At 65.5% G+C, this 11198-nt stretch carries 9 protein-coding genes, 2 tRNA genes and 1 pseudogene; 7 read left to right on the top strand and 5 right to left on the bottom strand.

The window, feature by feature from the left end; translation table 11 throughout:
- The 6 genes and pseudogenes from PHD22_RS14605 to PHD22_RS14580 all read left to right on the top strand — a co-directional run.
- Window positions 1–396: pseudogene (locus PHD22_RS14605) on the top strand (hypothetical protein); the annotation flags it as partial.
- On the top strand, window positions 396–1088 hold the full coding sequence (locus PHD22_RS14600; protein ID WP_299868392.1) for a hypothetical protein: 693 nt from the start codon (window positions 396–398) through the stop codon (window positions 1086–1088). The pseudogene PHD22_RS14605 and the gene PHD22_RS14600, both read left to right, overlap by 1 nt.
- A 3-nt stretch (window positions 1089–1091) precedes the next feature.
- Window positions 1092–3893 carry an AAA family ATPase gene (locus tag PHD22_RS14595; RefSeq protein ID WP_299868389.1) on the top strand — a complete coding sequence of 934 codons (2802 nt, stop codon included), beginning with the start codon at window positions 1092–1094 and terminating at the stop codon, window positions 3891–3893.
- An 80-nt stretch (window positions 3894–3973) separates the two neighbouring features.
- A complete protein-coding gene (locus tag PHD22_RS14590; protein ID WP_299868387.1) occupies window positions 3974–5074 on the top strand; it encodes a GGDEF domain-containing protein in 1101 nt (366 codons plus the stop codon).
- Window positions 5075–5226: 152 nt separating this feature from the next.
- Window positions 5227–6735, top strand: a complete 1509-nt coding sequence (gene lysS / locus PHD22_RS14585) for a lysine--tRNA ligase (protein ID WP_299868384.1) — start codon at window positions 5227–5229, stop codon at window positions 6733–6735.
- 178 nt (window positions 6736–6913) lie between these two features.
- Window positions 6914–7321 carry an H-NS family nucleoid-associated regulatory protein gene (locus tag PHD22_RS14580; RefSeq protein WP_299868381.1) on the top strand — a complete coding sequence of 136 codons (408 nt, stop codon included), beginning with the start codon at window positions 6914–6916 and terminating at the stop codon, window positions 7319–7321.
- Between the two features lie 31 nt (window positions 7322–7352).
- Here PHD22_RS14580 and PHD22_RS14575 read toward each other — a convergent pair whose 3' ends face one another.
- Window positions 7353–8750: a 3'-5' exonuclease family protein gene (locus PHD22_RS14575; RefSeq protein ID WP_299868379.1), complete on the bottom strand. Its 1398-nt coding sequence runs from the start codon at window positions 8748–8750 to the stop codon at window positions 7353–7355.
- Window positions 8751–8819: 69 nt separating this feature from the next.
- Window positions 8820–9302 carry a hypothetical protein gene (locus PHD22_RS14570; protein WP_299868377.1) on the bottom strand — a complete coding sequence of 161 codons (483 nt, stop codon included), beginning with the start codon at window positions 9300–9302 and terminating at the stop codon, window positions 8820–8822.
- A 174-nt stretch (window positions 9303–9476) separates the two neighbouring features.
- Here PHD22_RS14570 and PHD22_RS14565 point away from each other — a divergent pair, with 174 nt between their 5' ends.
- Window positions 9477–10133 carry a DUF1826 domain-containing protein gene (locus PHD22_RS14565; RefSeq protein WP_299868376.1) on the top strand — a complete coding sequence of 219 codons (657 nt, stop codon included), beginning with the start codon at window positions 9477–9479 and terminating at the stop codon, window positions 10131–10133.
- A gap of 56 nt (window positions 10134–10189) precedes the next feature.
- Here the strand turns inward: PHD22_RS14565 and PHD22_RS14560 are convergent.
- The 3 genes from PHD22_RS14560 to PHD22_RS14550 all read right to left on the bottom strand — a co-directional run.
- Window positions 10190–10274 (bottom strand) — tRNA-Tyr (locus PHD22_RS14560).
- A gap of 45 nt (window positions 10275–10319) precedes the next feature.
- A tRNA-Ala gene (locus PHD22_RS14555) sits at window positions 10320–10395 on the bottom strand.
- 222 nt (window positions 10396–10617) lie between these two features.
- Window positions 10618–11198, bottom strand: a 581-nt coding sequence (locus tag PHD22_RS14550; protein ID WP_299868374.1) for an IS5 family transposase, incomplete at its 5' end; no start/stop codon positions are given.

Raw genomic sequence — 11198 nt, 5'->3', positions numbered from 1 at the left:
CCCGAACAGGAGGATCTGCGCCTGCTGCAACACTTCAGCCAGCGCCTGACCCGCCTCACGGCTCCGGACAGCGCGCCTGCCAGCCTGGCCCGCCTGGTTGCCGGCGGGGGGTTCCCGACGGCCTCCTACAGGCTGTCCCTGCTGGCCCTGCTCGCCGATGGCGGCGGCGAAGGGGGTGCGACCCCTGCCGACGGCCCCATCGGGGAGTTCATGCGCCTGCCCCTGGAGGTCCTCTTCGAAGCACGTACCGAGACGATCCAGGAGGACGAAATCGCCCGCATGTCCGCCGGTCTGGTGGGTGCCAGGGGCAGCCTGCCGGCGCTCGAGGCCCTGCCGGCGCTGGACCCCACCCACCTGGCTCCCCCTCCTGACCATCCCTCCTACGAGGACACCTGATGGAACAACAGATCCGGACCCTAACCGCCCGCCTGCTGGCTCACCGCAGCCTGACCCGCACCGATCCTCTGGTGCGCCGGGCCCTGGTGGATGAAAGCTTCCGGGCGGATCTGGACACCCGCCTGGCTGCAGTTGGCCTGCAACTGATCGACAACCCGTATGCCGGACATGTGGCGGTGGCCCTGCTGGAAGACATGCAAGAGGCCGTCTTTGGCGCCACCCGTGAGTACGCCGCCAGCAACGCGGGCCTGACCCGGGACCAGCTCGCCCTGCTGGTGGTCATCTGGGCGCTGATCATCCTCCCCAAGCGGGAGCGCCAGGTGAACCGCCAGAAGATCACCGATGACGGCCAGACCGACCTCTTCGGCAAGGACAGCCCGCTCTCCCGGGGCGAAGAGGTCTCCGGCGCCCTGTCGGAGGCCTCCCTGCTCGCCGACTTTGCCCCCGTGCTCGGCCACAAGACCTACGTGCAGGGCAAGCTGCTGTCCCGCCTGGCACAACTGGGTTTCATCGAAAGACGGGCGGGGATGATTCACGAGGGGCCCCTGCTGGATGTGCTGCTGGACTACCGCACCCTGGCCGACCGCATCATCCATGGCACGCTCGGGGAAGTGCTGTCCCAGGCCGGCCACCCCCCGCCGCCCCGGGACGCCTTCACGGCCGCGGAGTCCGACGACGAGGACGAGATCTGACCCATGTTCCACATCAAGCAACTCGAATTGGTCCACTGGGACTACTGGCGCCGCTTCAACCTGCCCCTGGACGCCCAGATCATCACCATCGTCGGCCCCAACGGCTCCGGCAAGACCACCCTGCTGGATGCCCTGCGGACACTCTTCGGGCTGCGCTGCTCCGGCAAGCGGGATTTTCGTCGTTATGTGCGCCGGGCGAACCGGAGTTTTGCGTGGATCCGGGCGGTGGTCGCCAACACGCCTGGAAGCTCCGGCAAACGCCCCTTTTTCCCCTGCCTCAGGGATGAAGTCACCCTGGCCTGCCGGATTCGCCGGGCGGGAGGCGACTGGACCCGGGACTACGCCATCGCCGACGGGGATGTTCCCATCGAGGCCCTGGAGGCCCGGGAAGAGCGGACCATCGAATGGGTCGGTTACCGGGACTATCAAAGCCGCCTGGCCTGGGGCGGCCTGACCCCGGCCATCGCCAAGGTGCTGGCACTGGAGCAGGGCGACACGGACAAGCTCTGCGAGTACTCCCCGAAAGCCCTCCTGGAGCTGGTCTTCGACGTCTTCGGAGACAAGGAAGTGCTGGACAACTACGCGGCCGCCCGGGAAGAACAGCACAATGCCGAACGGGAACTGGCCACGCTGGGGCTCGACCTCGAGCGCCTGCGTGCCCAGGCTGAAGCGAAACGTCTGGAGGCAGACCGCTTCCTGGAGTGGAAGCAGCTCAATGACGAAGCCACGGCTCTCGCCGGAGAGATCGTCCCGCGCCTCGAAATTGCCGAGCTGATCCGGGACATCGACCTGGCCCGGGCCGACATTGCCCGCAGCCGCACGGAACGCCAGCGGAGTGAAGGGGAACTGGCTACCCAGCAGGCCCGGGCAAGGGCCGTGGACGCGGAGCGAAAGGCCGCCGAGGCCGAACGCAAGACGATCCGCAGTCGCGAACTGGACGCGGACAAGGCCCACCTGGCAGCCCACGACGAGGTCCGGGACCACGAAAAGCTGCTGGCCGAGCGCGCTGCCCTGCGCACCCGCCTGGCCCGGGAAGCCGGGGACGGCGCGGTGGACCTGGAGGCAGCCTATGCCAGGGCCGACGCCCGCCTGCTCCACCTGCAACGCCAGGAGCGGGCCGCCCTGGCGGCCTTCGAGGAAAAGACCGCCCAGCTACGGGCCACCCGGGACCACCGGGGCCCCATCGCCGATGGCGAGGTGAGCCGCTTCCGCAGCCGCCTGCAGGAGGCCGGCATTCCCCACCGTGCCCTGGCCGAGATCGTCGAGGTCACCGATCCGGACTGGCAGGGCGCCGTGGAGGCCGTTTTGCGCCCCTACCGCAGCATGCTCCTGCTCGAACGGGAGCAGGACAAGCACGCTGCCTGGGCCCTCGGCGAGCAGGAACGCTTCCGCCACTTCATCGTGCCAGAGCGGGAAATCGCCCCGCCCGCAACCCGGGGCGCCCTGGCCGAGGTCATCCGTTTCGCCGATGGGGTTCCCCGCTGGCTGGCGGACCTCCTCAACCGCATCCAGCGGGTGGATGGCGCCGATGCGGCCCGCACGCTGCCCCGCGACACCGAATGGATCACCCGGGACGGCTACCACCGGGAGCGTCGGGGCGCACGGCATCTGGGCAAGCCCACCGAGTTCCATTTTGGCGAGCTTGCCCGCAGCGCCCGCCTCCGGCAGCTCGAAGCCGACATGCACAGCCTCGACGCCCGCCTGCAGGAGATCAGCCCCGAGCTGGCGGCTGCGAAGGAAGACGCTGACAGCCTGCGTGCCCGGCTCCATGGCATCGAGGCCGCTCAACTTCTGGCCGCCCGCAGCAAAGCCTTCGAACACGCCGAGGCCGCCCTGCCCGAGGCCCGGGCCCGCCTGACGGCCGCCATCGGAGCACGCAGTGACGCCAAGGGCGAAGTGGACACCCTGGAGCAGCGTCTGCGGGGGATCGACATCGAACTGGACCGGCGCCAGCGGGAAATCACCGGCATCGCCCAGCGGATCAAGATCCTGGCCGACGAAGCCACCCCTCGCCGGCGGGAGCAAGCCAGACGCATTCAGCGCCTGCGCCAGCTGCGCCGTGGCAGGTGCCCGGCAGGACGTGATTCCCTGCAGGACAGCTTGCTGACAGAGCGCTACGGCGATGCCCGGGGCGCCCGGGGCGAACTGGAACGCCTGCGCCTGCGCCTCCAGGAGGGGGACTGGATCACCGACGACACGGTGCTCACCCTGGCCACCCGTCTGAAGGCCGACCTTTGCCAGCGGGAGCGGGATTATGCCGAGCGGGAAGCCTATTTCGCCACCACCCGACGCCTCACCTCCGATGCCCGGGCAGCCTATATTGCCAAGCTGCGTGCCACCGTGCGTCAATACGGCAAGAACCTGCGGGCCCTGGGAGAGCTGGCCAATGTGGACGTGGACTGCCCGATTCCCGTGCTCGAGAACGATGACCGGGCGCTCTCCGCCGCGGGCCTGGAGGTCCGCTTCGACTTCGACCGCAAGGGCGCCGTGGGACTCAACGACGGGGAGGCCTCCGGTGGCCAGCAAGTGATGAAATCCCTGGTCCTGCTGATCGCCCTGCTGATGGACGACGCTCGCCCCGGTGGCTTCGTCTTCATCGACGAGCCCTTTGCCCACCTGGACGTGGCCAACATCGACCGGGTGGGCACCTTCCTGCGGGCCACCCGCGCCCAGTACCTCATCACCACACCGGTGACACATAATGCCAACGTCTTTTCCCCGGCCCAGCTCACCCTGGTGACCCGCAAGAAAAAACCCGGGGATGACTGGGCGCCCCCCATCGGGCTGATTCAACGGGCAGTCTGAAGCGTCAGTCCGGCCACCGGTCTTTTCCAACCCGGGCGCTCCTCCTTCAGAAATCCCCGCCAAGGACGTTAGAATTCCCCATGGGCACACTGACAGCACCTTCCCTGACCCCTGAGCGCCTGACCGATCTTCTGGCCGGGGCGGAGCTGCTGTCGCGCACCCGTGACCTGAGGGAGATTTACCGGCACGCCGCCGAAGTGGCGATGCGCTTCCTGCAGGGCAGCTACGGGCTGCTTTTTTCCGTGCGCTTCACCTCTGCCGACCTGTGTGTCGGCCTGCTCGGCCTGTGTGTCTCGGACGGCGCCGAAACCTCCTGGGACGACAGTTGCGACAACCAGTCCTGGCTCCCGGTGGATCCCCTGATCGCCGAATGCCTCCATGGCGATTTCGGGCATGGCATTCGTGCCGAGGGCGACCGCTGGCGACTGGTCTTTGCTGTCGGCGCCCTGGGTCAGGCCCGCTGGGTACTCGAGATCCACAGCCCCCACCAACCCACCAGTGCAGACTGCCAGGCCCTCAGCCTCTTCCTGCGCTGCTTCGAGAATCAGCATCAGGCCTGGGAATACGCCAACCTCGACACCCTGACCCGGCTGCTCAACCGCAAGACCTTCGATGACGACTTCGAGCGCCTGATCGCTGCAGCCGAGCTCGCCGAAAAGGCCAACCTGATGCCCCGGGAACGCCGTCTCCCGGACCATCAGATCAGTCAGCCCTGCTGGCTGGGGGTCGTGGACATCGACCACTTCAAACGGATCAACGACAACTTCGGGCACCTGTTCGGTGACGAGGTGCTGCTGCGGATCGCCGACCTGATGCGCCTGAGCTTCCGGAACCAGGACAAGCTGTTCCGCTTTGGCGGCGAAGAGTTTGTGGTGATGCTGCGCAACGTGGGCGAAGACGATGTCCTGGGGATCTTCGACCGCTTCCGCCAGGCGGTGGAAGACCACGACTTCCCCCGGGTGGGCCAGGTGCGCTGCTCCGTGGGGTTCGCCCGGATCGACCCCCGCATCTCGCCTGCCGAGCTGCTCGGCCGCGCGGACGAAGCCCTTTATTATTCCAAGGACCATGGCCGCAACCAGGTCAATGGCTTCGACGAACTGGTCATGCGCGGCCAACTGAGGCTCACCATCCCCGCCGGCCAGGCCGAAATCCAGTCGGATATTGACGAGATCTTCCTGTAAGGCCCCGCTCCAGACACGCGTCAGGCCGCGACGGGCGCCCCGGAATATGTCAGAATTCAGGGCTTTGCGGCATTTTGCAGAGGCCCCGGTCCCGGCAAAAGCACACCTCGATGTCGTTGCCGCCCCCGAATCCGTTGATTGAAGAGCCCATCATGTCCGACCAGACCTCCACGCAAGCCCAGGACGAGAACCACCTGATCGCCGAACGCCGCCAGAAGCTCGCCGAATGGCGTGCCACCGGCAAGGCCTTCCCGAACGACTTCTCCCGGGAAAACACCGCAGGCAAACTCGACGAGATCTACGGCGAAAAATCAGCCGAAGAGCTCGAAGCCATGCCGGTGGACGTGAAGGTTGCCGGCCGCATCATGCTCAAGCGCGTGATGGGCAAGGCAAGCTTCATCACCATCCAGGACCTGTCCGGCCGCATCCAGCTCTACGTCACCCGCGATGGTGTTGGCGAGGATGTCTACGCCGACTTCAAGCACTGGGACATCGGTGACATCGTCGGGACGGTTGGCACCCTGTTCCGCACCAAGACCGGCGAACTGTCGGTCAAGAGCAGCGAGCTGCGCCTCCTCACCAAGAGCCTGCGCCCGCTGCCCGACAAGTTCCACGGCCTCACCGACACCGAGACCAAGTACCGTCAGCGCTACGTGGACCTGATCATGAGCGAGGAGTCGCGCCACACCTTCGTGGCCCGCAGCCGCCTGATCCAGTCCATCCGCAACTACATGACCGGCCACGGCTTCCTCGAGGTCGAGACGCCGATGATGCACCCGATCCCCGGCGGTGCCGCAGCCAAGCCCTTCGTCACCCACCACAACGCCCTCGACATGCAGCAGTTCCTGCGCATCGCGCCGGAGCTCTACCTCAAGCGCCTGGTGGTGGGCGGCTTCGAGAAGGTCTTCGAGGTCAACCGCAACTTCCGTAACGAAGGCCTGTCGCCCCGCCACAACCCCGAATTCACCATGATGGAGTTCTACGAGGCCTACGCGAACTACCGCAGCCTCATGGACTTCACCGAAGGCCTGCTCCGCCACGCCGCCCGCGAGGCTCTAGGCACCGAAATCTTCCAGTACCAGGGCCGCGAGCTCGACCTGTCCAGGCCCTTCCACCGCCTGACCATCGTGGAAGCGATCCGCAAGCATCACCCGGGCTTCACCGATGCCCAGCTGGCAGATGCCGACTGGCTCAGGCAGAAGATCAAGGATTTCGGCGAGAAGGTAAAGCCGGGCGGGCTTGGCAGCCTGCAGCTGCAGCTCTTCGAAGCCTGCGCCGAAGCCGACACCTGGGAGCCCACCTTCATCATCGACTACCCGGTCGAGGTCAGCCCCCTGGCCCGTGCCTCCGACAGCAACCCGGAGATCACCGAGCGCTTCGAGCTCTTCATCGTCGGCCGCGAGATCGCCAACGGCTTCTCCGAGCTCAACGACCCGGAAGACCAGGCGGCGCGCTTCCTGGCCCAGGCCCAGGCCAAGGATGCCGGAGACGAGGAAGCCATGTTCTACGACGCCGACTACATCCGCGCCCTCGAATACGGCCTGCCCCCCACCGGCGGCTGCGGCATCGGCATCGACCGCCTGATCATGCTGCTGACCGACAGCCCGGCGATCCGCGACGTGATCCTGTTCCCCCAGATGCGTCAGGAGGCTGCCGAATAAGGCTGCCGTCCTCCAAAGCCCGCCCAGCCCTGCATGGGGCGGGCTTTTGGCTTATGGCAGCCCTGCTCGCCGTGACACACCCGACATCAGCCATCGATTGCCCTGCCCCCTGTGGCACGACGCCTGATATGTTTCCAATATTTCCTGAATTACTTTTGCGCTGACCCCACCACCACCCATGACCGAACTCAAGTCGTATCCGCTCCCGGAACTGGAAGCACTTGCCGAACGGATCAAGGCCGAAATCAGGAAACGGGAGCAGGAAGAGGAAGAGCGCCTGCAGCGGGAAGCGCACGCCGCTGCACAAGCGGAACGCGAGGCGAAGGAAGCGGCCGAGGCCGCCGAACGAGCCGCACGGGAAGCCGCAGAGGCCGCAGCCGAGCGGGAAGCCGCTGAAAAAGCGGCTGCCAGCGCCAGGGTGCGCTACATGCACCCCTCCAACCGGGCGCTTACCTGGAATGGCGTGGGCGCCACCCCTGACTGGATCCAGGCCTGGCTCACCACCGGCGGCACCCTCTATGCCCTTGAAGTCGCCGCTGAAAAACTTGCTCCCCGCCCCATCCCCGGGAGCTTCCGCAAGCCCTGAACGGATAACACGCAGGAGCAGCCTGCCCAGATCAGACCACAGAAGTCAGTGGAACGACCCGCTCCTTGTGCACGGCCTTCTTGAGAATCTTGAAGATATCCAGGTCAAAAGCCGGCTGACCGGATTCGAGCAGCGCCCAGACCTCCTCTTCCTGCCGGGCCGTACCCAGCCAGCACCAGTTGTCCACCACGTGGAGGTCGCGCCCCTCCTGAATGCCCACCGGGCCGGCGTAGGGCCAGCGCTCCACCTTCAAGGCGTGAAGAGCCATCATCAAGCGGGCGCCATGCACCGCCCGGGGCTCCAGGCCGATGCAGGCACCCTTGCAGCGCTTCAACTGGTAACCGAAACAAGACTGCCCCGGACGCACCTTTTCCAGCCCCAGGCACACCTGACACAGGTTGTGCTCCTCTGCCAGGGTCCGCAGAGCCTTGCTGGCCGTTGTCTTGCTGCTGAAGAACCCGAACAGGTTGTCCTGACGCCCCGGATCCAGTTCCGGACCACGGACCAGCTCCGGCCGCCAGCCCCCTTGCCGGTCCTCAACCAGCTGCCAGGCACACAGCCCGGTGGTGCGGCGCAGGCGCCGGTTGTGGATGGGCTGGCGCTCCTTGACCAACCGGGCCTCCAGCAACAAGGCACCCACCTCACCCTCCGTCTCGATCCACTCGATCCGGCGCAGTTGCTGGGACAGGCTCATTTCCTTGGCGCTGCTGTGATCGGCACTGAAATGGGACAGCACCCGGGTACGGATGTCCTTGCTCTTGCCCACATACAGGGGCAGCTCGTTTTCTCCGTAAAAAAGATAGACCCCCGGCCTCTCCGGCATCCCGTCCAGTACGGCGGGATCCACATGGGGCGGAAGGGATGCTGCCCTGCCCGCCAGCCGGCTCACCACGGCCTCCATCACTTCCGGCTCGAACTGCCGATGCATCAGCTGCCAGAACTGCCAGACCAGCTGCGCATCCGCCAGCGCCCGGTGACGGTCCCCCACCACCAGGCCATGACGCTCGATCAGCGCATCCAGCCCATGGCGGCGGTGCTCCGGAAAGAGGGCCCGGGACAGCTTGACCGTGCATAACACCGGCGGCCGCAGGGGCATCCCGACCCGCTCGAAGGCATTGCGCAGAAAGCCGTAATCAAAACGGGCATTGTGGGCAACGAACAGCCGGCCATCGAGGCGGTTCCAGACTTCCTCGGCCAACTCTGCAAAGCTTGGGGCTTCTGCCACCATTTCGTTGGAGATGCCCGTCAGCTTCTGGATGAAATCCGGAATCCGTCCAGCGGGTCGAACCAGATGGGACCATTCCCGGACCCCATCCTCGTCCACTTCGACGATGCCGATCTCGGTAATGCCGTCGAGGGTGGCCGTCCCTCCATTGGTTTCGATATCGACAAAGGCCAGGCCCCGCCAGCGGGAAGTGATCAGATTCATGGCTATCCTAATCAACCAGGGACAGACCAGGCCCACCCCGCTCCGTTCCCATGCGGTACACCACGAGGCTCAGCGTCGCCCACCGCCGGACCGGCGGAATCCGCCACGACGGGGAGCGGGCTCCTCTTGCACCTTGGGCTTGGGCATGAAGAGGTTGTCCCCTCCCTGACGGGACAGCAGACCATGGGCCATGACTGCGGCCCGGAAATCCTCCTCCGGCACGACGATGGCTGGAGCAGGCGCCGCCGGCTCAAAGGCCTTGAGGCGCTCCCGCACCAGAAACAGGTGCTCTGCCGGCTCCACCCGCTTCGGCAACTTCACGACGAGCTCCTGACCCTCCGCGCTGAGCATCAGCCCACCCAGCTCATCCCTCAGGATCAGGCTGTGGGCCGACAGGCGCCGCAGGGAGTCTGCCCAGCGCCCTTCGGACACCACCGGGCACCCCAGCAGCTCGGCCGCTGCGACGATCTCCACCAGCTGGGCGGGTCTCCGTTTGGAGGCGATCAGAGTGGCCAGCAGCAGCTGGGGGTCGGTGTCATCAATGGGATACATGGGCTGCCTTTGAAATGTTTGCCCCACGAAGGGCACAACAAGGGTAAAGGATCGAATTGTCCGGGAAACGGAGAGGAAATGCATCCTTTCCCATGCACGGCCGCAGCGCCGGGGACCGACCCGCAAAAATGCAATAATATATCATTCCAACTCAACCACTCTCCACAAGCGCTCATGAAGGACCGCATTTCCGGCACGGCCAGACACACGATTCGCAGCAGCCACCCGGCAGAACTGACCGGCATTTTCGATCCCGGTACCCAGATCGCCCTATGGGAGCGCCCTGAGGATCCAGCCATCGTCCGCTATCTGAATACCCATCACCGGCCCCTGGGCTGCGGCGTACGCGGCCTCATGAACCCGGGATGCCCACCGAACCTGGATGATCTGCCTGCCGGAGACGGTCGCAATGCCCTGGCGGCGGACATGGCCGCGCTGGCCGAACTCCTGACAGATCTGCTCGGCTGCCCGCAGGTCGGCTTTCGTCTCGAGGTGATCGACCGGGCCATGTGTCCACGCTTCCATGTGGACCGGGTCGGCATCCGCCTGCTCTGTACTTACCGGGGCCCGGGAACGGAATGGATTGACGACGGAGAGGCCGACCGGAGTCGGCTGGGCGCCGGCGCGCCGGGCCTGCCCGATGGGTCCTCAGGCCTGATGCCACCCTCCACGCCCATCGAAGCGGCCACAGCCTTCCAGGTGGCCCTGCTGAAAGGAAGCCTGTGGCAAGGCAACACCCGCCGCGGCGTCATCCACCGCTCCCCTGCCGTTCCGGAGGCAACCCTGCCGCGGGTTGTGCTGGCCCTGGACGCCATCTGGGAGGAGCGCTGAAACCGTTGTAAACGACAAAGCCCCGAAGCTGCTTCGGGGCTTTGTCTTGAATAAGGTGGTGGAGGGAGAAGGATTCGAACCTTCGAAGGCAGTGCCGTCAGATTTACAGTCTGATCCCTTTGACCGCTCGGGAATCCCTCCACGGGAAGAACTATCGGGAAACCGATGACTCGACTTCCATAAAACTGGTGGACCGAATGAGGATCGAACTCACGACCTCCGCATTGCGAACGCGGCGCTCTCCCAGCTGAGCTATCGGCCCGAAAGAGCGCGCATTATAGCGAGCGAGGCAGATGATGCAAAGGTTTTTTTGACGTTTGGGCACCTCGAATAACCCGCCGTTTTCAGCAAACCCCATCGCACAACGATGATCCCGGTCGAATCCGGTTCTATTTCTTCGGCAAGCCACCGCCATCGCCGGCCCTTTCGTCCCGTTTTTGCCTCGAATCGCCTCCGGCGGCCGCGATTCGGCCCATTTCGGGCGTCAGAAAGCCTTGATTCCCGCCTTCTGGAAGTAAACCAGCCGCTTCAGGTTGTAGCAGGCTGCCATCATCGTCATCGCAAAGGTCGCCCGCGCCTGGCCGATGGTGCGCAGTAGCTTGCCTCCCATCTGCTCGATGGCCCCGAACACATGCTCGACCCGCGCCCGTGTCCTGGCGATGCGCGTGTTGCGCCGCTGCTGGCACTCGGACAGCGGCTTGTTGCGTTGGCCCTTGCGTTGAATCTGATTGCGGAAGCCGTTTTCCTTCAGCCAGGCTTCCCGCTCCGCCGACGGATAGCCTCGGTCGGCATAGACGTCCCGGCTTGTGTTGACCGTGTCGAACACGTTGTCGAAGTGCTGGCTGTCGTGGGTGCTCGCCGTGTCGGTCTCGATCTTGCGGATGATCTTGTACTTCGTGTCGACGTTGATGGAGAGCTTGTAGCCGAAGTAGCTCTTGCCGTGTTTCTTGGTCCAGGTGGCGTCGAGGTCCTTCTGGCGCCGCTTGGCGGGCTTCCAGCCGGCCGGCATCGCGCCTTGCTCAATCAAGGCCTTCTCGCCCCGGCTGTTGTGCTGCTTGGGCGCCG

Origin of the sequence: Zoogloea sp. (genome assembly GCF_028693495.1) — a bacterium.
GTDB lineage: Bacteria > Pseudomonadota > Gammaproteobacteria > Burkholderiales > Rhodocyclaceae > Zoogloea.
Note: the sequence above shows the minus strand (reverse complement) of the source record. Positions and strands in the feature narration are given on the sequence as shown.

Coding starts and splice junctions, on each gene's coding strand:
- PHD22_RS14565 (WP_299868376.1), top strand. CDS start 9,477: ATGAAGGACCGCATTTCCGGCACGGCCAGACACACGATTCGCAGCAGC.
- lysS (WP_299868384.1), top strand. CDS start 5,227: ATGTCCGACCAGACCTCCACGCAAGCCCAGGACGAGAACCACCTGATC.
- PHD22_RS14595 (WP_299868389.1), top strand. CDS start 1,092: ATGTTCCACATCAAGCAACTCGAATTGGTCCACTGGGACTACTGGCGC.
- PHD22_RS14575 (WP_299868379.1), bottom strand. CDS start 8,750: ATGAATCTGATCACTTCCCGCTGGCGGGGCCTGGCCTTTGTCGATATC.
- PHD22_RS14600 (WP_299868392.1), top strand. CDS start 396: ATGGAACAACAGATCCGGACCCTAACCGCCCGCCTGCTGGCTCACCGC.
- PHD22_RS14580 (WP_299868381.1), top strand. CDS start 6,914: ATGACCGAACTCAAGTCGTATCCGCTCCCGGAACTGGAAGCACTTGCC.
- PHD22_RS14570 (WP_299868377.1), bottom strand. CDS start 9,302: ATGTATCCCATTGATGACACCGACCCCCAGCTGCTGCTGGCCACTCTG.
- PHD22_RS14590 (WP_299868387.1), top strand. CDS start 3,974: ATGGGCACACTGACAGCACCTTCCCTGACCCCTGAGCGCCTGACCGAT.